Annotated in this window: 26 protein-coding genes; 12 read left to right on the forward strand and 14 right to left on the reverse strand. The window is 51.2% G+C overall.

The window, feature by feature from the left end; all coding sequences use genetic code 11:
• The first annotated feature begins 127 nt into the window (after positions 1–127).
• The 3 genes from IMCC21906_RS16285 (at position 128) to IMCC21906_RS06950 (ending at position 2,700) form a co-directional block, all read left to right on the forward strand.
• A complete protein-coding gene (locus IMCC21906_RS16285) occupies positions 128–790 on the forward strand; it encodes a protease inhibitor I9 family protein (RefSeq protein ID WP_052763418.1) in 663 nt (220 codons plus the stop codon).
• Positions 791–811: 21 nt separating this feature from the next.
• Entirely contained in the window at positions 812–2,080 is a 1,269-nt protein-coding gene (locus IMCC21906_RS17060; protein ID WP_082117390.1) for a S8 family serine peptidase, read from the forward strand.
• 101 nt (positions 2,081–2,181) lie between these two features.
• Positions 2,182–2,700 carry a hypothetical protein gene (locus tag IMCC21906_RS06950; RefSeq protein ID WP_156166011.1) on the forward strand — a complete coding sequence of 173 codons (519 nt, stop codon included), beginning with the start codon at positions 2,182–2,184 and terminating at the stop codon, positions 2,698–2,700.
• Here the strand turns inward: IMCC21906_RS06950 and IMCC21906_RS06955 are convergent.
• From IMCC21906_RS06955 to IMCC21906_RS06965, 3 genes are all read right to left on the reverse strand, one after another.
• On the reverse strand, positions 2,674–3,663 hold the full coding sequence (locus tag IMCC21906_RS06955; RefSeq protein WP_047011560.1) for an LLM class flavin-dependent oxidoreductase: 990 nt from the start codon (positions 3,661–3,663) through the stop codon (positions 2,674–2,676). The genes IMCC21906_RS06950 and IMCC21906_RS06955 overlap by 27 nt on opposite strands.
• 129 nt (positions 3,664–3,792) lie before the next feature.
• On the reverse strand, positions 3,793–4,794 hold the full coding sequence (locus tag IMCC21906_RS06960) for a metal-dependent hydrolase (protein ID WP_047011561.1): 1,002 nt from the start codon (positions 4,792–4,794) through the stop codon (positions 3,793–3,795).
• Between the two features lie 47 nt (positions 4,795–4,841).
• Entirely contained in the window at positions 4,842–6,296 is a 1,455-nt protein-coding gene (locus tag IMCC21906_RS06965; protein ID WP_156166012.1) for a succinylglutamate desuccinylase/aspartoacylase family protein, read from the reverse strand.
• Between the two features lie 349 nt (positions 6,297–6,645).
• On the opposite strand from IMCC21906_RS06965, the gene IMCC21906_RS06970 reads away from it, so the two are divergent.
• The 4 genes from IMCC21906_RS06970 (at position 6,646) to pbpG (ending at position 9,246) form a co-directional block, all read left to right on the forward strand.
• The gene (locus IMCC21906_RS06970) at positions 6,646–7,353 is read left to right on the forward strand and encodes a hypothetical protein (RefSeq protein WP_047011562.1); all 708 of its coding nucleotides are present in this window, start codon (positions 6,646–6,648) and stop codon (positions 7,351–7,353) included.
• On the forward strand, positions 7,350–7,793 hold the full coding sequence (gene rimI, locus IMCC21906_RS06975) for a ribosomal protein S18-alanine N-acetyltransferase (protein ID WP_047011563.1): 444 nt from the start codon (positions 7,350–7,352) through the stop codon (positions 7,791–7,793). Before IMCC21906_RS06970 ends, rimI begins: the two co-directional genes overlap by 4 nt.
• Before the next feature lie 24 nt (positions 7,794–7,817).
• Positions 7,818–8,228 carry a hypothetical protein gene (locus IMCC21906_RS06980; RefSeq protein WP_047011564.1) on the forward strand — a complete coding sequence of 137 codons (411 nt, stop codon included), beginning with the start codon at positions 7,818–7,820 and terminating at the stop codon, positions 8,226–8,228.
• A gap of 106 nt (positions 8,229–8,334) precedes the next feature.
• The gene (pbpG, locus tag IMCC21906_RS06985) at positions 8,335–9,246 is read left to right on the forward strand and encodes a D-alanyl-D-alanine endopeptidase (RefSeq protein ID WP_197085969.1); all 912 of its coding nucleotides are present in this window, start codon (positions 8,335–8,337) and stop codon (positions 9,244–9,246) included.
• Between the two features lie 180 nt (positions 9,247–9,426).
• On the opposite strand, the gene IMCC21906_RS06990 is transcribed toward pbpG, so the two are convergent.
• The 8 genes from IMCC21906_RS06990 to metG form a co-directional block, all read right to left on the reverse strand.
• Positions 9,427–10,611 carry a thiolase family protein gene (locus IMCC21906_RS06990; RefSeq protein ID WP_047011565.1) on the reverse strand — a complete coding sequence of 395 codons (1,185 nt, stop codon included), beginning with the start codon at positions 10,609–10,611 and terminating at the stop codon, positions 9,427–9,429.
• Between the two features lie 87 nt (positions 10,612–10,698).
• Positions 10,699–11,412 carry an electron transport complex subunit E gene (locus IMCC21906_RS06995; RefSeq protein ID WP_047011566.1) on the reverse strand — a complete coding sequence of 238 codons (714 nt, stop codon included), beginning with the start codon at positions 11,410–11,412 and terminating at the stop codon, positions 10,699–10,701.
• On the reverse strand, positions 11,409–12,047 hold the full coding sequence (rsxG, locus tag IMCC21906_RS07000) for an electron transport complex subunit RsxG (protein WP_047011567.1): 639 nt from the start codon (positions 12,045–12,047) through the stop codon (positions 11,409–11,411). Before rsxG ends, IMCC21906_RS06995 begins: the two co-directional genes overlap by 4 nt.
• Complete coding sequence (gene rsxD / locus IMCC21906_RS07005) at positions 12,047–13,093, reverse strand: electron transport complex subunit RsxD (protein WP_047011568.1); 1,047 nt, start codon at positions 13,091–13,093, stop codon at positions 12,047–12,049. The genes rsxG and rsxD overlap by 1 nt, the downstream gene beginning before the upstream one ends.
• 14 nt (positions 13,094–13,107) lie before the next feature.
• On the reverse strand, positions 13,108–15,495 hold the full coding sequence (rsxC, locus tag IMCC21906_RS07010; protein ID WP_047011569.1) for an electron transport complex subunit RsxC: 2,388 nt from the start codon (positions 15,493–15,495) through the stop codon (positions 13,108–13,110).
• A complete protein-coding gene (gene rsxB, locus IMCC21906_RS07015; RefSeq protein WP_047011570.1) occupies positions 15,492–16,100 on the reverse strand; it encodes an electron transport complex subunit RsxB in 609 nt (202 codons plus the stop codon). Before rsxB ends, rsxC begins: the two co-directional genes overlap by 4 nt.
• Positions 16,101–16,109: 9 nt before the next feature.
• Complete coding sequence (gene rsxA / locus IMCC21906_RS07020) at positions 16,110–16,688, reverse strand: electron transport complex subunit RsxA (protein WP_047011571.1); 579 nt, start codon at positions 16,686–16,688, stop codon at positions 16,110–16,112.
• A gap of 72 nt (positions 16,689–16,760) precedes the next feature.
• Complete coding sequence (gene metG / locus IMCC21906_RS07025; RefSeq protein WP_047011572.1) at positions 16,761–18,809, reverse strand: methionine--tRNA ligase; 2,049 nt, start codon at positions 18,807–18,809, stop codon at positions 16,761–16,763.
• 192 nt (positions 18,810–19,001) lie between these two features.
• Between metG and apbC the strand changes: the two genes are divergently transcribed.
• On the forward strand, positions 19,002–20,102 hold the full coding sequence (apbC, locus tag IMCC21906_RS07030; RefSeq protein WP_047011573.1) for an iron-sulfur cluster carrier protein ApbC: 1,101 nt from the start codon (positions 19,002–19,004) through the stop codon (positions 20,100–20,102).
• A 118-nt stretch (positions 20,103–20,220) separates the two neighbouring features.
• The gene (gene dcd, locus IMCC21906_RS07035; protein ID WP_047011574.1) at positions 20,221–20,787 is read left to right on the forward strand and encodes a dCTP deaminase; all 567 of its coding nucleotides are present in this window, start codon (positions 20,221–20,223) and stop codon (positions 20,785–20,787) included.
• 7 nt (positions 20,788–20,794) lie between these two features.
• Here the strand turns inward: dcd and IMCC21906_RS07040 are convergent, their stop codons facing one another.
• From IMCC21906_RS07040 to purM, 3 genes are read right to left on the reverse strand one after another with little or no spacing between them, the layout of a single operon-like run.
• Positions 20,795–21,559 (reverse strand): DUF3108 domain-containing protein, encoded by a 765-nt coding sequence (locus IMCC21906_RS07040; RefSeq protein WP_082117392.1) that lies wholly within the window; start codon positions 21,557–21,559, stop codon positions 20,795–20,797.
• On the reverse strand, positions 21,513–22,163 hold the full coding sequence (gene purN / locus IMCC21906_RS07045; RefSeq protein ID WP_047011576.1) for a phosphoribosylglycinamide formyltransferase: 651 nt from the start codon (positions 22,161–22,163) through the stop codon (positions 21,513–21,515). Before purN ends, IMCC21906_RS07040 begins: the two co-directional genes overlap by 47 nt.
• A 5-nt stretch (positions 22,164–22,168) precedes the next feature.
• On the reverse strand, positions 22,169–23,218 hold the full coding sequence (purM, locus tag IMCC21906_RS07050) for a phosphoribosylformylglycinamidine cyclo-ligase (protein WP_047011577.1): 1,050 nt from the start codon (positions 23,216–23,218) through the stop codon (positions 22,169–22,171).
• A 149-nt stretch (positions 23,219–23,367) separates the two neighbouring features.
• Here purM and IMCC21906_RS07055 point away from each other — a divergent pair, with 149 nt between their 5' ends.
• Genes IMCC21906_RS07055 through hda form a run of 3 tightly spaced genes read left to right on the forward strand, consistent with a single transcriptional unit; the run spans position 23,368 to position 26,232 of the window.
• Positions 23,368–24,450: a DUF2066 domain-containing protein gene (locus IMCC21906_RS07055; protein ID WP_197085970.1), complete on the forward strand. Its 1,083-nt coding sequence runs from the start codon at positions 23,368–23,370 to the stop codon at positions 24,448–24,450.
• Positions 24,450–25,544, forward strand: coding sequence for an AI-2E family transporter (locus tag IMCC21906_RS07060; protein ID WP_047011579.1), 1,095 nt, complete (start codon positions 24,450–24,452; stop codon positions 25,542–25,544). Before IMCC21906_RS07055 ends, IMCC21906_RS07060 begins: the two co-directional genes overlap by 1 nt.
• Positions 25,537–26,232 (forward strand): DnaA regulatory inactivator Hda, encoded by a 696-nt coding sequence (hda, locus tag IMCC21906_RS07065; protein WP_047011580.1) that lies wholly within the window; start codon positions 25,537–25,539, stop codon positions 26,230–26,232. Before IMCC21906_RS07060 ends, hda begins: the two co-directional genes overlap by 8 nt.
• Positions 26,233–26,401 lie beyond the last annotated feature (169 nt).

Raw genomic sequence — 26,401 nt, forward strand, 5'->3', positions numbered from 1 at the left:
CGCGATTCATCGATGTAACTACCTAGGGGCTACCGCCAACTACGTATTCGCGGGGGTTTCTCACGTCTTTATTATGTCTCAGTCACGCTGCTTGTTGTCATTTCTAATTAAAAATATAGGGGTAGGTATGCGAATTGACTCGAGTCGTTTGCTCTTTGTGGCATTTTTTTTAGTGTTAACCGCCTGTGGAGGTAGCAATAACGGCGGAACAAGCGCCAATGAAAATGCCGATAATACAGAGCAAGAGTCGGATATGGTGGTTTCAGAGACGGATACTGATACGGCTAGCGAGAATACCGATGATAACAACAGCTCTAACGACGATAACTCGGGTGCTGTGTCTGAACCGTCGGTGTCGGATGGTTTAGCTGCGGGCCAGCCCATAGACGGCCAGTACATTGTGCTGCTCAATAAACTCGATAGTGTTGGCGTTTTGGGTGACTTGGGCTTGTTAAACTTGCCCTTGGTCGATCAACTAATAGGTTTGCTTGACACTGTAGGGGGGACCTTACTTGGCACCTTCAGTCAGGTGCTTTCTGGTTTTGTGGCCGAGCTATCACCTGAAGCTGCTGCCTTGCTGGCAGCAAACCCGTTGGTGGCCTTGGTCGAGCAAGATCAGACAGCAGCTATTGCAGCCACACAGCTGTCACCACCGTGGGGGCTAGATAGAATAGATCAAGCTGCACTGCCGTTAGACAATAGCTATCAATACACTGGTGATGGTACTGGTACCCACCTTTATATTATTGATACCGGTATCCGAAGCAGTCACAGCGATTTTAGTGGTTGAGTTGGGCAAAGCCGTAATTTTGTGTCTTCGGGGTTTCTTTTTAGCTCCGTTGATCCAGAAGATTTTGAAGATTGTAATGGCCATGGAACACATGTTGCCGGAACGGCAGCTGGAACAACATGGGGCGTGGCGAAAGGGGCAACGATCCATGCCTTGAGAGTGCTGGGCTGTGGTGGTTCAGGAAGTACCTCGGGCATTATTGCGTCGCTGGATTGGTTAGTGGCGAATCATCAGTCACCGGCGGTTGCCAATATGAGCTTGGGGGCAGGTAGTAGCGAAGCTCTCGATATTGCTGTGCGCAACGCTGTAGCGGCAGGAATCAGTGTGGTTGTGGCCGCGGGCAACGATAACAGAGATGCCTGTCTTGGTTCACCCAACCGCGTTGCCGAGGCGGTGACTGTCGGGGCGACGACTATTTCGGATAGCCGCTCGTCATTTTCTAATCGGGGGAGCTGCGTTGATTTGTTTGCGCCTGGTTCCGATATTCGTTCAGCTTGGTATACCGGCGACAGCGCGGTGGCAAATTTAAGTGGCACGTCAATGGCGTCGCCGCATGTGGCTGGTGCCGCTGCTATTTTGCTGGGAGATGATCCCGGTGCTTCACCCGCAGAGATTTTTCAACAGCTGCTGGATGTGGCGAGTACGGGCAAGGTGAGCAATGTTGCGGGTTCGCCCAACCTTTTACTACAGGCGGTGCCCGGGGAGGCTGGTGGTGATCGCTTACCGGTGGCCAGTTTTGAAGTGAATTGCAGCGATTTAAGCTGTGACTTTGATGCTGCGGCCTCCAGTGATGATGTTGCTATCAGCAGTTACGCCTGGCAATTTGGTGACGGCACGAGTGGCAATGGCGTAACAATCAGCCATTCCTATGCCGATTACGGCACTTACACGGCGACGCTGACGGTGACTGACTCGGCAGCTCAAAGCCGTCAACAACAATCAAGCCTTGTACTTGAGGCGCCAAATAGCAGCCCTTGTCCTGAATGCGCCCAGAGCAGTGGCAGTCTGCAATCTGGTGGCACAGACTATCAGCCTGGCAGCAATGGTTTTGATGCCAGCGGTGGTAATTTTGTCGCTTATCTTGAGGGGGCAGAGGGGACTGACTTTGATATTTATTTAGAAAAGCTCACTGGGTTTTTGTTTCAGTCTTGGGGTGTGGTTGCCCGAGCAGAAACCGAGAGCAGTATTGAGAGCATTAGTTACAATGGCTCGGCGGGCCGTTATCGCTGGCGGGTAAAGTCTTTTAATGGTGCTGGTGAATACCTGCTTTACACCAATAGCCCAAATTAATGGCTATTCGCAAAGGCAGGACTTGATTTGTTGTTATTGATAGTCTGAAATCGACGCAGCAGAGGATTGATTATTTAGCGTTAGCCAACAAGGACCGGATTGTGAGTGAAGCAAAAGATGTGGAGGAAGCGAAGCCTTTAGTTAGGCACAGTCCACATCCGCTGCTTCGATACAGCATGCGGTGGTTGATTTTTTTGTTGCTTATGCCGATATTGGCGGCAGCTGGGTATTGGCTATCGGCCTGGCTGGGGTATTTGTTTGGGCTTTGGCAGCAAGCGGTGGCGGCGGTGGTGCTGCCACTATTACTTATGTCATCCAGCTATATGCTTGCGCCTCATATCAAACGCCTCACCTGCTTGGTCACCGCGCTGTTGGTGTTTTTTTTGGCTTTTCACTACGCATATCCGAGTTATTACCCCGAGTGGCACAGTCGGGCGTATCAAGTAAGCTATCTCCCCATGCGCCTGTTTTGTATTACTGAAATTGTTGTGCTGATGCCGATTATTTGGCCAAGTTTTATTGCTTTTACTCACTGGCTATCGAAGTCATTTCAGCAACTATCGAAGGCCGGCTTGGGTCGCCGGCTGTGGCTGTTATTCAAGCGCTGGACTGATCTCTGAGACGATTTCGTAACTTCTTAAGCGCGCCTCATGGTCGTAAATTTGCGATGCAATAATCAGCTCATCAACCTGAGTGCGGGCGATTAACTCACGCAGTGATTGGCTTACGGTGTCTGGGTTGCCTATAGCGGCACAAGACATGGCGTTGTCCAGCATAAAGCGATCTGGTGCGGCCAAATTTTCTAAATAATCTTTTATTGGCGGTTGCAGCGGGCCAGGATTGCCTCGGCGCAGAGAGACAAAGGTTTGCTGCATGGAGCTGGCTAGTAACTTACCTTCTTCATCACTGTCTGCCGCAAATACGCTCACCCCTGCCATCACATAGGGTTTATTTAAATAGTTGGAGGGGCGAAAACGTTCCCGATAAAGTTTGATGGCTTCTTCTAACTGCGCTGGTGCAAAGTGGGAGGCGAAGGCATAGGGCAGGCCCAATGCTGCGGCAAGCTGAGCACCAAATAAACTGGAACCGAGGATCCACACCGGTACATCCAGTCCGGCACCGGGAATGGCTTGCACCGTTTGCCCTTCAGGAGCACGAAAATAATCCAGTATTTCAACAACGTCGTTGGGAAACTGGTCGACATCGGCGTGCAGGTTTCGGCGCAGGGCGTGGGCAGTTGTCTGGTCGGTGCCGGGGGCCCGGCCCAAGCCCAAATCGATCCGTTCCGGGTAGAGGCTTTCTAGCGTGCCAAACTGTTCCGCGACAATAAGCGGGGCATGGTTAGGCAGCATTACCCCACCGGCGCCTACTCGAATTTTAGAGGTCGCTTCGGCGATATAGCCAATGGCAACGGCGGTGGCCGCGCTGGCGATACCGCGCATATTGTGGTGTTCGGCCAGCCAGTAGCGATGGTAGCCCCAGTTTTCACAGTGCTGAGCTAAATCTCTAGAGCGTTGTAGCGACTCTCGGGCATTGCTGCCTTCGGTGATAGGAGAAAGGTCGAGTACGGATAAAATCGTCATAAAAATAAGCCTGACCGAATAAATGTGAATGATTGTGCCGGGGGGAATGCAAAACAATCAAATGGTATTGGCACGGGTTGACTGCTTGCGTTGGTCTTGTTGCTTGTGAACTTGTGGTTATGAACGTGCTTAATCCGATCCGTTGAGCATGTGTAAAAGACGCTGGGATTGACTGCGGGTGTTTTCACGGTGGCTTTGAAACTGTACATGTTGTTCGGGCTTGGCTGGGTTTAATTCAATGCTCCACAATGCATCAATTTCATTGGGTAGCAAAGAGTAGCGGATATCAATGACTCGGTTCGGTCGTAGTGGGTCCAGTGCGACATAGCCGTTGGAAAACCACCGAAATCGCTCGACGTCCTCTGCTTGCACCGAAGTTGGCGGTAGCCAGGGCAGGTCCCGAGAAATATTGAGTGCTGCCAGGCTTTCGCCGGGGTAAATTTTGGTGCTGCTCCCCACTCTGACAGCATCGACATAGAATCGGTCCTTATAGCGGTAAATGGTTTTCCATAACAAAATATTGGCAAAAGAAGGTTTTGCCTCGATCTGCTCGACGTGGTGTCCTCGGCTCTGTGCTAATGCTAGCCCTGCCGATTCGGCCCGCTCCCGTTGTAGCCATCCCAAACCGGGGTAGGCCAGAGCCCAGCATAGCGCAAGCCTTGCCGCCCAGCTGCGTTTTGGTGACAGCGCAAGGGCACACAAAATACAAAGGGGCAGGGTGTAAAGAGGGTCGATGATGGAAAGAATGTTCCATGCCACCCGGGCATTGTTAAAGGGCCAAAGCAATTGAGTGCCATAAGTAGTGCAGGCGTCTAATAGGCCGTGAGTGGCGTAGCCTAGGGTGGCGAACAGCATGGATTGCCGCAAGGTGAGGGAACGTCGAGCAAATAGCCCGTAGAGAACCACCCCTAGGAGGATGCCCGCGAACGGGATGAAGATTAGCGAATGGGTGAACTGTCGATGGTATTCAAGAAATAGCAGTGGATCGTTGTTAGCACGAATAAACACATCAAGGTCGGCAGCCATACCGGCAAGCAGGCCAATGCCAGCAATGCTGGCTTTATATTGCGTTGATTTGCCGGTGTTTTGGGCGGCGGTGATGCCCAAAACACCTTGGGTTAATGGATCCATGCTTATCCGGCTAACTATTTATGTGGGCCGTTTTATACCACGTTTGCTTATTCAGGGTGCTCGGATAATTCATCGTCTATGGGTTTGGCGGCTTTGGGGTTAGGTTTGAGGGTGTTGTCGTCACTACCGGCCTCGTCGTCGCTTGTCCCAGTCTGATCATTTGAGGCACTGTTTTTTTCCGCAGCGTCAGCTTTATCTTCAACTATCTTCGGGGTACTTTGGGCTGCGGCTTTCACTGCTTTGCGAACGGCGGCATTAACCTCTTTAGGGTCATTGGTCTGTTTGGCGGCAGATTGGGCGGCTTCTCTGGCGGCTTCTTTAAGTTCTTCTGCTACTGGTTCTAGTGCTTCGGCGACGACGGAGTCCGCCACTTTTTCTGCTGCGATCTGACGCTCGTCGGTGTTGATACCAACATGGTATGCAGCAAAGCCGGGCATCACCATTTGGTTGAGGGCAATACCAATAATTTGACCATCCACATTGCTACGTATAACCGAGCTGCGGTTGGTAATGGGGTCGGTGACGTTGCCGAGAATGTCGCCTTTTTTGACTTTCTGGCCCAATTTAGCTTCGGTGAGAAAAACGCCGCTTTGGTCGGCCCGGAGCCAAGTGGATTTGTAATAAACATTTTGCTTGGGAGAGCGCTGGGGCTTGTCATTGATCATATTCATATGATGCATTACGGCCCGAATACCATTAACACTTTGGGTCACTTCCCGTAGTTGCAGCCGTAGTGGTTCGCCTGCTTCCAGGGTCACGGCAGGGATACCAGCGTCCACAGAGGCTTTACGCAATGTGCCGGTGGCGCCGGCACCGTCCAGTACCGTCACGTCATGAAACATTTTGCTGAATTCTTTTACGCTTTCTTTACCCAGATCAGAGCGGAGTTGGGTGAGGTTGGTGCGGTGGAATGAGCCGGTATGGATATCAATCAAGCGATCGCAGTGGGCGATAATTTCATTAAAAAAGCTATGGGCAATCCGCCCGGCAGAGCTGCCTTTTGGGTCGCCGGGAAAGTAGCGGTTGAGATCCCGGCGGTCTGGCAGGTATCGTGAGCTGCGACGAAAACCATGCATATTCACAATAGGAACACCAATGACGATGCCCTTTAGTTGATCGCTTTCCAAGCTGAACATGACCCGACGAATCGTTTCTACACCATTGAGTTCGTCACCGTGAACGGCGGCAGTAAGACAGAGAGTAGGACCGGCCTCAACCCCGGCCGCGACCAGGACGGGGGTCGGCATGGCCAGGCCAGCCACAGCTTGACCTGCTGTCCAGTAAAGCCGCTCAAAACGTCCCCGTAAAATGTCTTGCCCAAGTAAGGTAATGGCGATGTCGGGAGTGGTCTGGCTATCTTGTTCAAACTCGGTATGAAGCTGCGCCGATTTTTTTTGATTAGGCGTAAACAACTCGCTGTCTCTTTTATCGGCAGCCTTTTTTTCCTCGCCACCGGGTGATTCTTCGATGGATTTGGGCGTCTGTTCATCGGCCTGCGTCATAGGGCTTAGGATGCAAAATAGTAACGACGCGATTAATAATATGCCTCGCATAATGGGGGCGATCACTCCATATCGGTGGTGTCAAATTTTGAATATTTGGGGCCAGCAACCAAGCATTATCATAAACCCATTGTCCATGCTTGAAATCTGCACGCTAGTGGCAATTTTGCCAAGTACTACAAACTCGTGCTGCATTTGACGTATTTTCCTTGCCAAGTTCCCGTGGCATGGAGGTTAGGGTCTTTTACGGGATTGGTCGCGCTAAAGATGAGCAGTTCAGGCATAATGCGGTTTTCTGCGGGTTTAGCAAAGGTCAGTAAGGTGTCGGGCGATTTTGGAATACGAACATATGCATGAACAACGCCGCCAAGCCTATCTTCAGGCGATGGGCATAAATCACTATGTTCCTCGCTTTGTGTTGCCAAATGCTTTGGCGTCACCGCGTTGCGAAACATTTGTTGCTGACATGTCGGCAATGGTTGTTGAGTCGGTAGCAGCGCAAGAGCCTCAAACGGCTCCGCCATCACCGGCCAGTCCCGCTGCCCGTGCACCCAAAATTGAAGTGGAGTTTGCGGCTAAAAAGCCTGTTCCGCCTCGTCCTGTTAAGGACGAAGTCATTACAGAACCTCGTTTTACCGCAGAGTTGGTGCTCAGTGATCTTGGTATCCTGTTTATTGCCTCGGGCAATCTTTCTGGTGCCCAAAAGCGCTTGGTTGCGAATATTGCCCAAGCGTATTCTACATTTGCCTTAGAGGGACGGGACCCCGCATTACAAGCTGGACGTTTTCAATGGCCGGTGAGTCAGGGCCGCAGTTTACCCCGGGGGGAAGCGGCGGCAAAAGATGCATTGAGTGCCAATGTACTCGCGCGCTCAGAACGACAGAAACTGAATAAAATCGTCATTTTTGGCGATACCTTACAGCCCTATTTGGACGAGGCGATGCTCACAACAGAGGGGCTGAAAATAATAAAATCAGCAAGCCTTGAGGAACTGATGAGTGACGGCAATGCCAAAGCGGCCTTGTGGCAGGCGCTTCGGACTGCAGCCCAGTCATGACGCTGCTAGAGTTGAATCGGGCTCACTTGCAAGATTGCATTGCCATTGATGCCGACTCACCACATCCGTGGGGGGAATCTCATTGGGCACGCAGCTTGAGAGATGACCATTGTTTGGGACTGTGCTTAGATAGCCACTTGCTCGCCGTCAGTGCCTATAGCTTGGTTTTTGATGAGTTGAGTTTATTGAATATTGTTGTTGCCGATAATCAGAAAGGCCGTGGTTACGGACAGGCTTTGCTGGAGCAAGGCTTAGAATGGATGCAACAATTTGGCCCTGCGCGCTGTATCTTAGAAGTTAGGGTTTCAAATCTCGCGGCTCGGCGTTTATATAAGCGCTTGGGTTTTGGGGAAGACGGTCTTCGTAAAAATTATTATCCGCTGGGAACAGGTCGTGAAGACGCGATGCTAATGTCGGTAAATTTGCCCTTAGAATACTGAAATAAATGAGAGGTAGTTCACATTTTGCGTGAAATAGAAACAGATTGGTGGTTTCTCGTATTGCCCGATGAGTGGGGCAGTGAGCAAGATGACGACACGATCCTGGTGTTTGATCAAGATGAGCTGGGTTGTATCAGTTTATCGACCTTGGAATCGGAGTCTGGCACGGCTGCCGACGAGGGTGACCTTAAAGCTTTACTCAATGAGATCGCCTACCGGGAATCCGACGGAAAAGTTTGCCAAATAGCCGAGGATTGGCGGGGGTGGGTGTTTGATACCCTTGAAGATGGCGACTTTATTCGGGAATGGTTTTTGCTTGGCGGTGGTCATATTTTGCTAATTAGTTATTCCTGCGCGGAAGACGATAAAGATATGGATATCTCGGTGGTGGAGCAAATTTTGGATAGCTTGCGGCTTAAGGATGAGGACCAGTGATGGTAATGTGGCCATAGTTATATGGAGCCACGATCATAAACAGGCCAAATTTATACATGCGTGCAGCCGGACGTTGCCAATAACAGGTTTTATTATGAAAAAAATAATGTCTTTGGTTTTTTTGAGTTTTTCATTACTTGCTATCTCATTACAAACCAGTGCTGACAGTAAAAAAGCAGATTTCTCTAGCCTTAAATTGGCTTCGGTCAGTGCGATGGCAATCGATGCCAATACCGGCGAAGTATTGTTTCAACGTAATCCGTCTATCGTTATGCCTATTGCCTCACTGACAAAGGTCATGACCGCAATGGTAGTTTTGGACGGTAAGCAGTCGTTGCGGGAAAAAATTCGCTTTAACCAAGATGATCGCAAAGCTATTAATAACTATTTTTCACGGATTCGTATGGGGTCTGAGATCTCACGAGGGGAAACACTTCAACTGGCGTTAATGTCTTCTGAGAATTTGGCCGCAGCGGCACTTGCCAGAAGCTACCCCGGCGGCACCCCGGCATTTGTCAAAGCAATGAATGCTAAAGCAAAAGCATTGGGAATGCGTAATACTCGCTTTGTGGACAGCAGTGGCTTGTCTACCAATAACGTGTCTACCGCAGCTGATTTATCGCTGATGCTTGGCGCGGCATCAAAGTATTCTGAAATCCGCCGTTTCAGTACGACCTCTGTGCATACCGCTAATTTTTCCCGTCCTCGTTATCGACTGGCTTACGTCAATACCAATGTGCTTGTGCGTTATAACCGCTGGGATGTGGATGTGAGCAAGACCGGATACTTGAATGAGGCTGGACGTTGTTTGGTGATGAAAACCACGGCCAATAAACGCCCCGTGCTGATGGTAATGCTGGATTCGTACGGTAAACGCAGCCCGGTGGGTGATGCCGGTCGTATTAAGACGTGGCTTGAAACGGGTAAAAGCGGAAATGTGGCTGGTTCAGCAATGGCTTACCAAAAGCGTAAAACCAAGGAATACCTTTCTAAACAACTCGCTTCAAGCGCGCACTAGCGTGAGTTAAACCCACCAGTGGCATTCTCCAAAAGGCTTGCTTCCGCAAGCCTTTTTTAATTGCGCTCTCTCCTTGTGCATGCCCTCATAAGCCGTATGGATAAATCCATTTCAGGACGGAAGGGTATAAAAAAGGAGCCATAAGAGCCCCTTTGCAGATCTAGCTTGTTTTGATGGTTATCAGCAAGCTTCAAATAGCCCAGCCGCGCCCATGCCCTTGCCGATACACATGGAAACAATACCGTATTTTTTATTGCGGCGTTGCAGTTCCCGAATCACTACCCCCGTCATCCGTGAACCTGTCATGCCGTAGGGATGGCCAATGGCAATAGCGCCACCGTTGACGTTATAGATATCGTTGTCGATTTCCAAAGCATCACGGCAGTATAGACACTGGGAAGCGAAGGCTTCGTTCAGTTCTACCAGGTCAATGTCAGCCATGCTCAGGCCGTTCATTTTCAGAAGCTTGGGAATGGCAAAGACGGGGCCTATGCCCATTTCATCGGGCTCACAGCCTGCTACCGTAAAGCCGCGGAAATATGCCTTGGGTGTCAGGCCCAATTCAATGGCTTTTTTCTCGGTCATCAGCAGTGTCATCGACGCGCCGTCAGACAGTTGGGACGCATTACCGGCGGTGATCGTGCCTGTCTCTTCGTTAAATACTGGTTTCAAACCAGCCAATGCGTCTAGTGTGGTTTGAGGACGGTTGCATTCGTCTTTGTCTACAGTGCCCTGCAGGGTTTCTTTAGTGCCGGCCTTGCGGTCTTCTTTTAGCCAGTTTACGGTCATCGGCGCGATTTCATCTGCGACGAGGCCTGCTTCTACGGCGGCAGCGTAACGCTGTTGGCTTTGTAGGGCGTAGGCGTCTTGTTGTTCACGAGTGACGTTGTAACGTTCCGCGACAATCTCGGCAGTGAGGCCCATGGGCATTAGAAACTGGGGCAGATCGTTGACCAGACGGGGGTTTTCTTCAAATTCGGATGTGCCTCGTTCTAAGCCAGTAATGGATTCTACGCCACCGGCAATGCAAATATCACCTGCGCCGCTGGCAATGTGCTGGGCGGCAATGGCAATGGCATTTAGGCCAGATGAGCAGGCACGACTAATGGTTAGCCCCGAGGTTGCTACCGTTAGGTTTGATAACGCCACGGCGTAGCGAGCCAGGTTAGCTGATTGCTCACCCGTCTGACGGGCAGAGCCGACAACAACATCGTCGACCAATGCGGGGTCGAGCTTTGGGTTTCTTTCGAGCAGTGAATCAATACAGTGCGCCACCATGTCGTCGGCACGTGTCAGGTTAAAAGTGCCGCGAAAGGATTTGGCGAGACCTGTTCTAATATTGTCGACGATAACGACCTGGTTCATTGCAGATGCTCTCCGAATTGGGGGGAAATTGGTAACCTTGCGAATTATATGGTGGCGAACAGGATATGGCAAATTGGCTTTTGTTGCTTAGCCAACATTGCCGGTTACCCTTACCCGGCGACTTTCCTTGGGGTGATCGCTGAGTTTGGCCGCCTGACGTTTTTCTATTTGGGCGTCGATAATATTTTTTAAGGCGATGATTAAGCCGGTAAAAATAAAGGCCCCAGGTGGTAATACGGCAACGAGAACCGAGGTGTAGTCTTCAAACAATACGATCTTCCACTGTTTTGCACCCTCACCAAATAGCAGGTCCATATTGGCGAAAATAGCGCCAGTGCCAATAATTTCGCGCATGGCTCCCAGTGCAATCAAGACGGCGGCAAAGCCCAGGCCCATTAAAAAACCATCAGCAGCGGAGGGCAGTAGTTTGTTTTTGCAGGCAAAGGCATCGGCTCGGCCGAGAATGGCGCAGTTGGTGGTAATCAGCGGCAGAAAAATACCCAGAATAGTGAACAGCTCATAGGCAAAGGCCTGCATCAATAGCTCGATACAGGTAACCGCGGCGGCAATAATCATCACAAAGGCGGGAAGCCGAATGGCGTCGGTGGCAAAGTGACGGATCATTGATACGCAGCTATTGGAGATCACCAGGACCATCATGGTCGCGAGTCCCATGCCGATGGCATTGATCACTGAACCGGTGACGGCTAACAGCGGGCATAGTCCGAGCAGCTGGACAATGGCGGGGTTGTTTTTCCATAGTCCGTTGAGTGATATTTCGCGATAACTGATGTCACTCATGTGTTTGCTCCTGATGTCGGGGCTAAGTCGAGAAGCGTTTGCCGGTTAGCTTCAAAGTATTTCAACGCCCGGTAAACACTGTGGCTGACGGCTCTAGGGGTAATTGTGGCGCCGGTAAACTGATCAAACACACCGCCGTCTTTTTTTACTGTCCAGCGAGACTCAGTTGGATTGCCAAGGGATTTATTTGCAAAGCCGTCTACCCACTGGCTTTTTTGGTAATCGACCTGATCGCCCAAGCCTGGCGTTTCACGGTGGGATAATACCCGCACACCGGCAACGCTGCCGTCGCGGTTAATTCCCACAATCAGATCAATATCGCCGGTATAGCCATCTCTGGCGGTCGCGGGAAGAATCACCGCCACGACCTTGTTCTGCTGTTTGGCTTGGTAATATCGCTTGGCTTCTCTCAGCCCCAAAAACTCTTGATCTGAAATGAAGCGGGCATTGTCGAGCATGTCGTTGTCGTGACGGTCTTCGGGAATGATGGCCAACAAGGCTTTGGCTTCGGCATGGCGGATGTTGTCGCGGATTTTTTCTCGGGTGCCTAAGTAGGTGCTGGCGATGACGGCAGTGGTTACCACGGCGAACAGGGCCAGTAAAATGCTGTTTTTACTAATCGATTTCCCCAACATTATTGATCCCCTCCGGTGGCCTTTTTACTTTTGTGACCATAGGTTCTGGGTTGGGTGTAGTGATCAATAAACGGTGCGGCAAAATTCATTAGCAATACGGCGAAGGCTACCGCGTCGGGGTAATTTCCCCAATGGCGGATCAAATAAATCAGTACCCCGATCAGCGCGCCATAGATAATCCGGCCTTTGTTAGACACGGCGGAACTGACCGGATCGGTGACAATAAAGAAGGCCCCAAACATGGTGGCACCACTAAATAGATGAAACAGGGGGGAGCCACCCGAGGCGGAGCTGCCGCCATCAAAGAACAACAGGGACATCAGGCTAAGGGCAAGTAACATGCTAATGGGGGCATGCCACGTAAAGACCCGACGGTACATCAGGTATAAGCCGCCTGCCAGAAATGCGCCGTTAACCCACTCCCAGCCAATGCCCGCCCAACGACCAAATTGGGGTGTTTGAGCCCAAAGGTCGCTCAGTATCAAACTGTTGTTTTGTTTAAGAACATCTAGTGGTGTCGCTGCGGTAAGGCCATCAATATTGCCGTTGAACATGCCCAAGCTACGAAGTAAGGCGTCTAGGGGCCCTAGTAATTCGCCACTAATACCCTGCGGGGCAAGCCATGTGGTCATGGCCACCGGGAAAGAAATTAGCAAAAAGACATAGGCGGCCATGGCCGGGTTAAAGGGGTTATACCCCATGCCGCCATACAGCTGTTTGGCGATGAGAATGGCAAAGCCAGTGCCGACAATAATCATCCACAATGGCGAGGCGGGGGGCAGGGCAATGCCCAGCAAAAAAGCCGTGACCAAGGCACTGCCGTCATTGAGATAAAAGCCAATGGGTCGTTTACGTAGCTTTAATGCAAGGGCTTCAAAACCCAGTGCCGATAAGCTGGCCCACAGAACGTTGATTAATGTGCCAAAACCAAAAAACCAGGTCAGGGTGAACAAGCCGGGCACGGTCGCCAGCAAGACTAAGCGCATGACTTTGGGCGTGCTCATGGGGCCGTGGGCGTGGGGTGAGCTGACTTTCATTAACGGCATCTTATCGTCTCACCTCAGGCGTCCTGCTCGGCCAGTTGTTGTTTGGCGTCGGCTAGCTTAGTTTCCATTTTCTTTAAGGCATCTTCTAATATGGCGGCGTTGTCGTCGTTGTTTTGCTGGGCGGCATTGAGCTTTTCTCGACTCTTGGCTATACGCTTTTCTAATGACTCGACCGTTTGCTTAAGCTTATCTGCAGGACTGAGATTGGCTTGGGACTCGCGCGCGGCCATGGCGCGTTTAATGGCCGCTTGAGCCGGGTCGTCTGCTATTTCTTGAGGTTTTTCCGCAGTATCGGGCTTGGCTTGGGTGCTTTGGTGTTCGGCTAATTCTTGCCGTGCGGCTTCTAGTTTGGCAGCCGTTTTCTCGACTGCAGTCTGAAATGCAGCGGCGTTGTCATCGCCTTGTTGTTTGGCCTGCGCCAGTTTTGTTTCCGCTGCGGCGAGTTTTTTCTCGCTGCTGGCAATGAGTTTTTCCAAGCGTTGGGTTTTCTGCTCTGGACTTTCTTCTTCGGTGTTGCCGGCGCGCTTGGCTAAAGCCCGTTGAATAGCCGCTTGAGCTGGATCTTCATTTTCTTCAGGTGTTGCTGAGGCAGACTTGTCAGTTTGATGGGCCTGTAATTCTTGCTGGGCGTTTTGTAATTTCTTTTCGGTATTTGCCACCGCTTTGGCAAAGGCCTCGGCGTTATCGTCGCCTTGTTCCTGGGCTAAGGCGAGTTTTTCTTTTGCGGCTGCTAGACGTTTTTCTGCGCTGGCGATGTGTTTTTCGAGGCGAGCGGTTTTGTCTTCTGCTGATTCTGGTGATGACTCACCAGAACGGGCGGCCTGTGCTCTGGCAATAGCTGCTTTGGCGGGATCGGCATCCTGAGCCTGAGTTTGGCTTTGGGCTTTTTTGGCTTTGCTGCGCTCAATTGCAGCTTGAATCACATCGCCTTTACTATCAGACGTTGTTGCGCTCGCGGTTTTTTGTTTGGCGGCTTCTAAACGCGCTTTGCGCTTGGCTTCTTTTGCGGCGGCTTCCCGCTCGATACGAATTTGTCTGGCTTCAAAGCGTTCTTTGCTGCGCTCGGCTTTAATTTTATCTTGCTGGGCTTGGCGGATTTCACCCTTGGATGCCCGGTAGTATTGCACCAGTGGAATATTACTGGGGCAGACATAGGAACAGGCGCCGCATTCTATGCAGTCGAATAGATTGTGGGCTTCGAGCTTGTCGTGTTCTTGGGCCCGAGCAAACCAATACATTTGTTGGGGTAGCAATGATACCGGGCAGGCCTCGGAGCACATGCCACAACGAATACAGGCTTGAGCCGGTGGTGGTGGCGGCAATTCTTTAGCTGTGGGGGCCAATACACAGTTAGACGTTTTGACGATGGGTACAGAAGGGTCTAGCAGGGTGTAACCCATCATAGGGCCACCCATAATTAAGCGTATGCAGTGCTCTGCCTGAAAGCCGCTTTTGTCGAGCAGGTATTGTATGGGCGTACCGAGGAGGGTGTCATAATTGCACTGCTGCTCACAGGCTTCGCCGGTGACAGTGGTGATACGAGAGATCAGTGGCTCACCAAATTCAATGGCCCGGTGGATGGCCACCGCGGTGCCGATATTCTGGCAGACCACGCCGATATCCGCAGGAAGCCCGCTACTGGGCACTTCTTTGCCGGTGAGGATTTCAATCAGCTGTTTTTCGCCACCGGAAGGGTATTTCGTTGGAAACACGACGATTTCAATATCGGTGCCCTCTGCCGCTTTTTGCAGGGCGGCGATGCCATCGGGCTTATTGTCTTCTACCCCAATGAGGGTTTCTTTGGCGGGTTGTACCAAATGGCGCAGGATTTCTGCACCGGCAATAATTTGCTCGGCGCGCTCTTGCATTAAGGCATCATCGGCGGTGATGTAGGGTTCGCACTCGGTGCCATTTAAGATCAAGGTCTCAATGGGTTTTTCGTCCCGGGTGGTGAGTTTGACCGCAGAAGGAAAACCGGCGCCCCCCATGCCTGCAATGCCTGCATTACGAATTTTATTAAGCAACGCGGTTTTGTCGAGCTGTCGATAATCCTGAGTCGCCTCAAGTTTAAACCATTCATCATTACCGTCGGTGTCGATAACAATACAGGGGGCGGTCATGCCAGATGGATGGGGGATTACACGGTTTTCTATCGCCGCCACGATGCCAGAACTTGACGCGTGAACCGGCGCGCTGACAAAACCCTTTGCCTCGGCAATCAGCTGGCCTTTTAGCACCTTGTCGCCCACCTTGACCACTGGGCTTGCCGGCGCACCGATATGCTGGGCCAGTGGCAAAATCAATTGGGGTGGAATGCCCGCAGCGCGGATGGGCGCGGTTAAAGACTGATGTTTGTTTTCTGGTGGATGGATGCCGCCGTGAATATCCCAAATTTTTCTCATGCTGCCGCTCCACTCGAACGTTCATTGGATCGGTCTGAGGCAATCATATCCTTGCCGGGAACGGGTTTATCCCAGTGCCAGCTTTGCAAGGTGGTTTCGATGGGCAGCATATCGATACAGTCTACGGGACAAGGGTCGACGCACAGATCGCAGCCGGTGCATTCGCTGGCGATAACGGTGTGCATATGTTTTGCCGAACCAAGGATGGCGTCGACCGGACAAGCCTGAATGCATTTAGTGCAGCCTATGCATTCGTCTTCACGGATATATGCTACCGACGGCACCGATTCTTCTGCGGCATCCAGCGGTTTGGCTTCGACACCCAGTAAGTCGGCGAGGGAGCTAATGGTGGCTTCGCCGCCGGGAGGGCATTTATTGATATCGTCGCCATTGGCGATGGCTTCGGCGTAGGGGCGGCAACCGGGATAGCCACACTGACCGCACTGGGTTTGGGGCAGAAGTTCTTCTACCTGATCGGCGATCGGGTCGCCTTCGGTTTTGAATTTGACCGAGGCATAACCTAGCAGGGCGCCAAATACCAAGCCTAGACTGACCAGGGCCAATAGCGAGGCAAAGAGTGGGTTTTGGGAAATCATCTCAATCATGCTGTTCCCCTAAACCAGACCCGCAAAGCCCATAAAGGCCAGGGACATGAGGCCGGCGGTGATCATACCCAACGCGGCGCCTTTAAAGGGAGTGGGTACATCGGCAACCGCCAAGCGTTCGCGCATGGCGGCAAATAACACCAGTACCATCGAAAAACCTGCCGCGGCGCCAAAGCCATATAAGGCCGCTTCAGAAAAACTGTGGTCTTTATTTATGTTGAGCAAGGCGACACCCAGTACCGCACAGTTGGTGGTAATCAGCGGTAGGAACACGCCCAGCACTTTGTAGAGCAGCGGACTGGTTTTGCGTACCACCATTTCGGTGAATTGCACGACGACAGCGATCACCAAAATAAAGCTGATGGTGCGGAGGTATTCTAAACCTAACGGCACCAGCAACCATTGGTAGGTGAGCCAGCTGCAGATGGATGCCAGTGTAAGCACAAAAGTGGTGGCGCTGGACATGCCAATAGCAGTTTCCAATTTGTTGGAAACCCCCATAAACGGGCATAAGCCCAAAAACTGGACCAACACAAAGTTGTTTACCAGTATCGCGCTGACCAGCAATATTGAATAATCGGCTAACACCGTCTTGTCTCTCCCCGCTGCGCTAAAATGCCCTCTGGCGCAGCGAAATAGTATAAGTAATTTTTTGTTTGGCTACTGGATCTTCATGCCGGGTTTGGCGCCACTGTCGGGGCTGAGCAACCAAATATCGCCACCGCCGGGGCCTGCCGCTAAAACCATGCCTTCAGATACACCAAAGCGCATTTTACGGGGGGATAGGTTAGCGACCATCACGGTCATCTTACCCACTAGCTCCTCGGCTTGGTACGCACTTTTTATTCCGGCAAAAACATTGCGCTCACCGAGTTCGCCTAAGCTGAGGGTTAGCTGCAGCAGTTTGTCTGCGCCCTCTACGGCATTGGCGGCGATGATTTCGGCGACGCGTAAATCAACCTTGGCAAAATCCGGGAACTCAATGGTGTCGGCAATCCCGCTGTCTTCTTTTTTCTTGGTGGCGTTTTTTGCTGGCGCTTTTGCATTTTCAATTTGGGCATTCGGTGCCGGTGTGCTGGCAGCGCTGGCGTCAACCATGGCGGCCACTTTATCGGGATCCACCCGTGAAATCATGGCTTTAAATGGCGTGATAGGATGATTGAGCAGCGGTTTGAAACTGCCCGACCACGCGATATCGCAATTCAAAAAGGCCGCCGCTTGTTTGCTGAGTTCGGGCAGCACAGGTGTCAGGTAGGTGACCAATACGCGGAATATATTCAGACATTGTGAGGCTACGGCGGCAGCTTCTGCGGCGCCACCTTCCTGCTTGGCCAGTTTCCAGGGTTCGCGCTGATCAAAGTATTCGTTGCAGGCATCGGCCTGGGACATGATCTCCCGAACGGCTTTGCCGTATTCGCGGTTTTCAAAATAACCGGCAAGGGTGTCGCTGAGTGCAATGGTTTCTTCCCATAGCGCGGGGTTATCTAATGCCGAACTGGTTTTGCCATCATTGCCTTTGTGGACAAATTTGGCGCTACGACTGGCGATATTCACCAGCTTGCCCACCAGGTCGGAATTGACGCGCTTGGTGAAATCTTCAAGATTCAGGTCGATATCATCGACGGCGCCAGAGAGCTTGGCAGCAAAGTAGTAGCGCAGATATTCAGCGGGCAGGTGCTGGAGGTAGGTTTCTGCCTTAATAAAGGTGCCCCGTGATTTGGACATCTTCTTGCCGTTGACGGTGAGAAAGCCGTGGGCATAAATCGCGGTGGGTTGGCGGAAACCTGCGCTGTCGAGCATCGCGGGCCAAAACAGACCATGGAAATTGATGATGTCTTTACCGATAAAGTGATAGAGCTCGGCGCTGGAGTCTTTGCCCCAGTAATCGTCAAAGTTGCGGTCGGTTTTTGCGCACCAGTTGGCGCAGCTGGCCATGTAACCGATGGGCGCGTCTAGCCAAACATAAAAATATTTGCCGGGAGCGTTGGGAATTTCAAATCCAAAATAGGGGGCGTCTCGGGAAATATCCCAGCTGTGTAATCCGGCATCGAGCCATTCATTGAGTTTGTTGGCAATTTGCGGCTGCAGGCTGTCGCTGCGGGTCCAGCTGCGGAGCATCTCGGTGAATTCGGCCAGTTTGAAAAAGTAGTGGGTCGATTCTTTCTCGATGGGCGTAGCGCCGGAAATCGCCGACCGGGGGTTGATGAGTTCGGCGGGGGTGTAAGTGGCACCACAGGCTTCGCAGTTATCGCCGTACTGATCTTCGGCTTTACATTTTGGGCAGCTGCCTTTGATGTAGCGGTCGGCCAGAAACAATTCCCGTTCGGGATCAAACAGCTGGGTAATGTCCCGGCGCTCGATATGACCGTTGGCATCTAAGCGATTATAAATCAGCTCAGATAATTCCCGGTTTTCAGGGGAATGGGTGGAGTAATAATTATCGAACTGAACTAAAAAGCCCGCCAAGTCCCGCTCGTGTTCGGCTTTGACCCGGGCAATTTGTTCTTCTGGAGTGATGCCGAGTTTTTCTGCGGTGAGCATAATCGCGGTGCCGTGGGCATCATCAGCGCAGAGATAAGCGCAGTCGTTGCCACGCAATTTCTGGTAGCGAACCCAGATATCGGTTTGAATCGATTCCAGCAAGTGCCCCAAATGAAGGGGGCCGTTGGCATAGGGCAGGGCGCTGGTGACCAGAATCTTCCGCGACATGATAATCCTTGTTTGCTAAAAGCGAATTTCGATAGGGTTAAGGCAGCGCGCTATACGCGGGCTGGCTAAGTTTCGAGGCGCGATACTATAGCGTTTTTGGCGTGCTTCTGCACCTTCTGGCGCGTTGTTTGGCTGGCATCTGGCGCGTATACTCGCGGGTTCGTTTATTATCCAATTCCCAACGGAGTATTCATGTCTGCTGAGCTGGAAGGCGCAGTCCGCCAAAGTCTGCAAGGGTTTATATTGCCTGGTTTGAGTTTGCCTTTGTCGGCGGTGGCCGATATTGCTGACATTCAGTGTTCTGGCGGTGATGTGTCAGTCTCTGTTGTGTTGGGGTTTGCGGCTAAAAGCCGTCAACAGCTATTCCAGCAAGCCGTTGTTGATGCGGTGCAAGCTGTGCCGGGTGTTAATCATGCCGTGGCCAATGTTAGCTGGCAGATTATGGCGTATGCGCCCCAGCAAAATCTGCAAAATATGGAGAATGTCCGCAATATTATTGCGGTAGCATCAGGTAAGGGTGGGGTTGGCAAGTCAACCACGACGGTTAATCTGGCCCTGGCTTTGGCTGCAGAAGGCGCCAAAGTGGGTATTTTAGATGCCGATATTTACGGGCCGAGTTTGCAGATGCTGCTGGGAGTTGCTGAGGGCGTTCGACCAAAACAGTATGGCACCCACTATCTACTGCCAGTAGAAGCGCACGGGCTTCAAACCATGTCGATGGCTTACTTGGTAACGGATAAAACGCCGATGGTCTGGCGTGGGCCGATGGCCACCGGTGCGCTTCAGCAGCTGCTTTATCAGACGTATTGGCAAGATCTGGATTATCTGCTGATTGATATGCCGCCGGGTACGGGTGATATTCATTTAACTCTGTCTCAAAAGGTGCCGATATCAGGCTCGGTTGTCGTTACGACGCCGCAAGATATTGCGCTGCTGGATGCCCGTAAGGGTATTGAGATGTTTCAGAAAGTGTCGGTGCCGGTGCTGGGGGTGATTGAAAACATGGCTGTGCATATTTGCAGTCAGTGTGGGCATCACGAGCATATCTTTGGCGAGGGTGGCGGCCAGAGTATTGCGGCTGATTACGGTGTAAAGATGCTGGGTTCGCTGCCGCTGTCGATGCAAATTCGCGAGCAAGCGGATTGTGGTCAGCCCGTGATGGTGGCGGATGCTGCAGGTGAGGCGGCGGCAAGTTACCGGCAAGCGGCCCTGGCGATGGCGGCAACCTTAGCCGAGCGTCAGCGGTCCGCCAGTGCGGCGGCATTCCCCAATATTAATATTAGCGATGATTAAATTGGACTGATTGTTTTTGCAAAGGCAGCGGGTCAGTTAAAGAGTGGATTTAACAGGTATTGGTAGTGTCATTGGCGCGGCAAGTAGTGCAGGCCAATTGGCTATTTGAGGAAAATAAATGAGTATCAAAGCAGATAAATGGATTCGCCGAATGGCTGAGCAAGAGGGCATGATTGAGCCTTTTGAGCCCGGCCAGGTCCGAGAAAACGACAGTGGCAAAATTATTTCTTATGGCACCTCAAGTTATGGCTACGACGTGCGCTGTGCCAATGAGTTTCGGGTATTTACCAATACGTATTCGGCGACGGTTGATCCGAAGGCCTTTGATGATAAGAGCTTTGTCAGCATTACTGGTGATTATTGTATTATTCCGCCCAATTCCTTTGCCCTTGCCAGAACGGTCGAGTATTTCCGCATTCCTCGCAGTGTGCTGACGATATGTTTGGGTAAATCCACTTATGCTCGCTGCGGTATTATCGTCAACGTGACGCCGTTAGAACCCGAGTGGGAAGGACATGTAACACTGGAGTTTTCCAACACGACAACCTTACCAGCAAAAATTTACGCCAATGAAGGCGTGGCACAAATGCTGTTTTTTGAGTCAGATGAAATTTGCGAAGTGAGCTATAAAGATCGGGGTGGCAAGTATCAGGGCCAGCGCGGTGTGACCCTGCCTAAAACCTAATTGACTTTTATCGGGCAGCCCGCATTGGGCTGCCGTCAATCGTTGCCGAAATCAGTTCAAGAGAAAGACTGTCATCGTCTTCGGTCTGCACTAATTTCACAATCATGTAGTTCCACTCTTTTGCCAGCCAGATAAAGGTTTCTGCGCTGCTGCCTTCGCGTTTGCGACGAAGTTTTACGGTGTCTATCGGACCAAGCTCGGTGTCGATGGTTTCTTCTGTGAGCTTTTCAATTTGATAGGTTTTGATCTTACCGTTTTTAACAATGGTTTGTTGCCAGCGTCTGTCCTGGGCTTGACCGTTGAGTAACTGCTGTCGTAACTGAAGCTGGGCGCTAAGCTGGTCGGAGTAGTCTTCTTTTAATGGCAATGTATAAGGTTTGCGGTAGGTTTCATCGCTGGCTTTGTTCGCCTCCCAATCAAATACGATGCGCTGATCGCGTTTGCTACTCAGGCTGTTTTCATAGCGATATTGTAGAGGGCGAAGGTTTTGGTTCTCGGTCACTTCAATCAAACTTTCTTCGCCAATGGTGATAAACCATTTGCTGGCAGTTTGCGAAAGGCGCCAGTGGGGGCCGACTTTGGCAAGCTTGCGCGACGCATCTGCACTCAGGTTATTTTGAGTAATGCGATATTTGGCTTGGTAAGGCTTGAGCAGAGATTCGCTTGTCATCTCGGCTTGGGTGACCGTGCAGAACAATAGCGCACAAAGACTGAATGCGAGTAATTTAGTCTTCTTGGTAATGCAAGCCGTTTTCGGGAAGAGTTTTATCATCTAGCACCGCCTTTTTGCCTTCAAGTTTCAATCGTCCTTCGGCCAGCCAGCGGGCTGCCAATGGGTAGATTGTATGCTCTTTGGACAATACGTTATGCGCCAGTGTTGCGGCGGTATCGCCTTCATTTATTGGTATTTTTGCATGAATGATGGGTGGCCCGCCATCCAGCTCTTCGGTGACGAAGTGCACGGTGGCTCCGGCTTCTTTGTCACCGGCATCCAGTGCGCGCTGATGGGTGTGTAAGCCGGGGTATTTGGGGAGAAGCGAGGGGTGGATATTGAGCAGGCGCCCCTTAAAGTGCAATACAAAGTCTGGCGTTAATATACGCATAAAGCCCGCGAGGATAACGAGGTCTGCGTGATATTGATCAATTTTTGCCTGTAAAGCGCGATCAAAGGTTTCTCGGCTGGCAAAATCCCGATGATCAACACAGTCTGCAGTAATGCCAGCTGCTTGAGCGCGCTCTAGGCCGAATGCCTGAGGTTTGTTGCTGATGACGGCGGCAATTTCGCAGTTGGGCAAGCGGCCTTCTGCTATTGCGTCAATAAACGCTTGCAGGTTTGAGCCGCTGCCTGAAATCAGCACTACTAGCTTGCAGGACATTGCCTTTACAGGCCTTCTAGCTGAACTTTGTTGTCGTCTTCATTGGCGGCGGCAATATGGCCGATAATAAAGGCATCTTCGCCTTGAGAGTGGAGCATATCGACGATATCGTCGGCTTGGTTTTCGGCAACCGCCATGACCATGCCGACGCCGCAGTTAAAGGTGCGGAACATTTCGGTATCTTCGATGTTGCCTTGTTGCTGCAGCCAGTCAAAAATCGCGGGACGCTCCCACGTGCTCACGTCAATCACCGCTTTGGTGTTGCGGGGCAGCACGCGGGGAACATTCTCGATCAGGCCGCCGCCGGTGATGTGGGCGAGGGCATTGATTTGATATTGCTTGATCAGGCGCAGTACTTGTTTTACATAAATACGTGTCGGTGCCAGCAGTGTTTCGCCTAGGGTACTATCGGCAAAAGGCTCGTCGAGGCTGGCGCCACTGTGTTCTATCACTTTGCGAATCAGTGAATAGCCGTTGGAGTGGGGGCCGGAAGAGCCGATGCCAATCAGCTTATCGCCAATTCTTACGGAGTTGCCGTCGATAATTTCGGACTTCTCGACAACGCCTACGCAGAAGCCTGCCAGGTCGTAGTCTTCACCTTCATACATGCCCGGCATTTCAGCCGTTTCGCCACCCACTAAGGCGCAACCAGACTGTTCGCAGCCTTCGCCAATACCGGTGACAACTCTAGCGGCGATGTCAACGTTGAGAGTGCCGGTAGCGTAATAGTCCAGAAAGAACAGGGGCTCGGCGCCGGTTACCAGCAGGTCGTTGACGCACATGGCAACGAGGTCGATGCCAATGGTGTCATGCAAGCCGGTTTCCATGGCGAGCTTCAATTTGGTGCCGACGCCGTCGGTTCCAGAAACAAGCACGGGTTCTTTGTAACCTGTGGGTATTTGGCACAACGCGCCAAAACCGCCGAGGCCTGACATGACCTCGGGACGCCGGGTGCGCTTGGCCACATCTTTAATGCGATCTACCAAGGCTTCACCTGCGTCGATATCGACACCGGCGTCTTTATAATTAAGGCTGGGTTTACTGCTGTCGGTCATAATTTTTGGCTGTCCTTGTTGAGGACGACATTTTAGCTTGATTGGCGGGGGAATTCAGCAGCAATATGGTGACTTATTTCCAGCATTGGCGACGCAGCTTTGACAGCCTTGCTACAATGTCGGTCGATTTAGAGAGTGGGAGCAAAATCTTGAAGAGGCAATGGGTAAGCTGGGCGGTGTCCGTGGCCATGGTCTGCCTGGTTTCTGGTGTGGCCCAAGCGGCCATGATACAGAATCTTTATGAAGAGCGTTTGCTGGTAGATACTCAATCGGCTCAAACGTTACGTCGGGGTGCGGCTGAGGCGCTTGAACGTGTTTTGGTGCGGGTTTCTGGCCAAAGAAACGTACGTGATAATAGTGTTGTTGCCCAGGCACTCGCAAATGCTGAACCGTTGTTGACCCAGTATCGCTATATTAATGACAATTCTGCCGAGGATGAGGATCAGTTGGCTTTGCTGATGAGTTTTTCGCCTCGTCAGGTCAACGGTTTACTTCAATCTGCGGGTTTGCCGATTTGGTCAAGTAACCGTCCTAGTGTCTTGGTGTGGTTGGTAGAAGATACGGCATCGGGGCGACAGTTTGTCAGCGGTGACACGCCGGGCGCATTGTATGAGGCTTTGCAAACAGAAGCTCAACGCCGAGGCGTGTCGCTGCAGTTTCCTCTGCTGGACTTGGTTGATACCGGTAATTTGTCGGTTGCTGATGTTTGGCAAATGCAGATGGACTTGGTTAAGCAGGCGTCAAGCCGTTATGGTGCGCCTTATGTGCTGGTGGGCCGGGCCTCTGAGCTCTCTAATGGCCAATGGGTGGCGAGTTGGAATTTAGTACAGGGTCAGCAAGAACTTCGTCTGGATAGTGATGGCATGGGGGGGCAAGAGGCGGTCGCAGCGGTGGTGGATCGTATTGCCGATACTCAGGCCCGAAATTTTAGTGTGGTTGCCGGAACCAGCAATGAAAGTACATTAATTTATGTCGATGGTATTAGTGATTTTCACGGTTATGCTGGATTGGTCACCTATCTTGAAAACCTTTCGGTCATTGAACATGCCAATACAGTGTGGGTGTCCGAGAGTGCTCTGGTAGTGGAATTGGTGTTAAACGGCGATATGGAAAAAGTCGATCGCTTCCTGTCTTTAGATAAGCAACTCCAAAGCCTCGATCAATCTCCCCGAGTTGTGACTGAGGTTGCCAACATGCCCATCCGTAGTTTTTATCACTGGCGGGCGTATTAGTGAATCGTCAGCTCCAGGCATTCTGGTGTCTTTTAGCCCTTCTCTTTTTGGCGTTACTGTTCCATTTGTTGTCGCCAGTGCTCATGCCCTTTGTCGTGAGTGCGGTGTTGGCTTATTTGGGGGACCCGATTGCAGATCGCTTAGAAGAGCGGGGCATGGGGCGCAGTGCTGCAGTGGTATTGGTGTTTTTTGTTTTTACCCTGCTAGGGGCAATTTTGCTGTTGATAACGTTGCCACTGTTATTGGAGCAGACTCAGCTTTTGGTGCAGCGGCTTAATGATGCTTTTGTCTGGGTGCAGCATACAGGGTTGCCTGCTGCTCGAGCATATTTGGATCTTCCTGAGCAGAGCAACACGGTTGATTCTGCAAAAAAAGTCATCAGTGAAAACTGGGATGCTGCCGGTGGTGTTTTTGTCTATCTTTGGCAAAAAGTATCGGGTTCTAGCATGGCCGTGTTGACATGGCTTGCGAATATAACTCTTGTGCCAGTCGTCACATTTTATTTGTTGCGGGATTGGGATGTCTTGATTGAAAAACTGAGGGTGTTGCTTCCTCGTCGTATTGAACGCCGCACAGTGTCTATTGCCAAAGAGTGCGACGAAATCCTCGGGGCGTTTGCCCTTGGCCAGTTAATGGTGATGTGCTGTCTCGGAGCGGTTTACACCGTAGGCTTGTGGATGCTGGGTTTAGACTTGGCGTTGGTACTTGGTCTTGCCGCTGGCTTGGCCAGTATCGTGCCTTATTTAGGGTTTATTTTTGGCATAGTTGCAGCGGGATTGGCTGCATTTTTTCAGTTTGATAGCCTGCTTCCTTTGCTGGGTGTGGCCGCTGTTTTTGGTGTGGGCCAGTTGCTGGAGAGTCTGTTTCTGACGCCGACACTGGTCGGCGATAAAATTGGCTTACACCCGGTTATGGTTATTTTTGCGATTATGGCAGGTGGACAGTTATTTGGCTTTTTGGGGGTTTTGTTAGCCTTGCCCGTTGCCGCAGTTATTAAAGTCATGGTGTCTCATTTGCACGAGTATTACCGCGCTAGTGAGTGGTACGCAGAGTCGGAGCCTGAGCCGGTAGAATATCTTTCTGATAATGAATAAACAGCAAATCCCGTTTTCCTTTCGTCTCGATATTGACGCCAGCTTTGACAACTTTTACGGTGGTCAAAATCATCAGCTTGCCCTTAATTCTCTGCGTCTTCAGGCGGAAGGTGGTGGCGATAAATTCCTTTTTTTGTCGGGCTTTTCTGGTTTAAGCCATTTGCTGCAAGCCAGTTGCCTGTTGGCAGAGCAACAGCAAAAGATCAGCCGTTACCTTCCTATTAAAGAGCTGTTGGATTATGACCCCGAGACGGTTTTTGAAGCTTTAGAAGAGTCTGATCTGATTTGCTTGGATGACGTAGATAGTGTCGTGGGCAATGCTGATTGGGAACTAGCGCTATTTAATTTGTACAACCGTTTGCTGATGACTAAAACATCACTGCTGGTGTCTTCCCACACATCTTTGGCCGATATGCCCTTGGGCCTAGCTGATTTGCGATCACGATTGCAAAGCTTTGCCTTTTTTAGGCTGCCTGATTTAAGCGAGACTGAAAGAGTGAAAGCCTTTCAGCTGCGGTCAAAGCTTCGCGGCATGGATGTGTCAGATAGCTTGGCTGAGTATATTTATGCCCGCTGTCATCGGGAGTTTTCCAGCTTGCTGGCGGTGCTGGACCGTCTGGATCAAACCAGTTTGGTGGAAAAGCGCCGCTTGACGATTCCTTTTGTAAAAGAGGTTATGGGTTGGTAATGAGCCCATAGGCGCTATCGGCGCATCTGAAATCGATAGTTTTATCGTAAGGTAGATCTTTTCTTGAATGTATTTTTCACAGCTTAAATAAAAGGCTTGAATGTATTTTGACGACTAAAATGCGAAAATTTTGATATTTAGCAAGGTGTTAGACGACAAAATCACAAAA

This window comes from Spongiibacter sp. IMCC21906 (assembly GCF_001010805.1).
In the GTDB taxonomy this organism is placed as follows: Bacteria; Pseudomonadota; Gammaproteobacteria; order Pseudomonadales; family Spongiibacteraceae; genus Spongiibacter.

Coding starts and splice junctions, on each gene's coding strand:
- IMCC21906_RS16285 (WP_052763418.1), top strand. CDS start 128: ATGCGAATTGACTCGAGTCGTTTGCTCTTTGTGGCATTTTTTTTAGTG.
- IMCC21906_RS06955 (WP_047011560.1), bottom strand. CDS start 3,663: ATGACGATTTTATCCGTACTCGACCTTTCTCCTATCACCGAAGGCAGC.
- IMCC21906_RS06960 (WP_047011561.1), bottom strand. CDS start 4,794: ATGGATCCATTAACCCAAGGTGTTTTGGGCATCACCGCCGCCCAAAAC.
- IMCC21906_RS06965 (WP_156166012.1), bottom strand. CDS start 6,296: ATGACGCAGGCCGATGAACAGACGCCCAAATCCATCGAAGAATCACCC.
- IMCC21906_RS06970 (WP_047011562.1), top strand. CDS start 6,646: ATGCATGAACAACGCCGCCAAGCCTATCTTCAGGCGATGGGCATAAAT.
- rimI (WP_047011563.1), top strand. CDS start 7,350: ATGACGCTGCTAGAGTTGAATCGGGCTCACTTGCAAGATTGCATTGCC.
- pbpG (WP_197085969.1), top strand. CDS start 8,335: ATGTCTTTGGTTTTTTTGAGTTTTTCATTACTTGCTATCTCATTACAA.
- IMCC21906_RS06990 (WP_047011565.1), bottom strand. CDS start 10,611: ATGAACCAGGTCGTTATCGTCGACAATATTAGAACAGGTCTCGCCAAA.
- IMCC21906_RS06995 (WP_047011566.1), bottom strand. CDS start 11,412: ATGAGTGACATCAGTTATCGCGAAATATCACTCAACGGACTATGGAAA.
- rsxG (WP_047011567.1), bottom strand. CDS start 12,047: ATGTTGGGGAAATCGATTAGTAAAAACAGCATTTTACTGGCCCTGTTC.
- rsxD (WP_047011568.1), bottom strand. CDS start 13,093: ATGCCGTTAATGAAAGTCAGCTCACCCCACGCCCACGGCCCCATGAGC.
- rsxC (WP_047011569.1), bottom strand. CDS start 15,495: ATGAGAAAAATTTGGGATATTCACGGCGGCATCCATCCACCAGAAAAC.
- rsxB (WP_047011570.1), bottom strand. CDS start 16,100: ATGATTGAGATGATTTCCCAAAACCCACTCTTTGCCTCGCTATTGGCC.
- metG (WP_047011572.1), bottom strand. CDS start 18,809: ATGTCGCGGAAGATTCTGGTCACCAGCGCCCTGCCCTATGCCAACGGC.
- apbC (WP_047011573.1), top strand. CDS start 19,002: ATGTCTGCTGAGCTGGAAGGCGCAGTCCGCCAAAGTCTGCAAGGGTTT.
- dcd (WP_047011574.1), top strand. CDS start 20,221: ATGAGTATCAAAGCAGATAAATGGATTCGCCGAATGGCTGAGCAAGAG.
- IMCC21906_RS07040 (WP_082117392.1), bottom strand. CDS start 21,559: ATGATAAAACTCTTCCCGAAAACGGCTTGCATTACCAAGAAGACTAAA.
- purN (WP_047011576.1), bottom strand. CDS start 22,163: ATGTCCTGCAAGCTAGTAGTGCTGATTTCAGGCAGCGGCTCAAACCTG.
- purM (WP_047011577.1), bottom strand. CDS start 23,218: ATGACCGACAGCAGTAAACCCAGCCTTAATTATAAAGACGCCGGTGTC.
- hda (WP_047011580.1), top strand. CDS start 25,537: ATGAATAAACAGCAAATCCCGTTTTCCTTTCGTCTCGATATTGACGCC.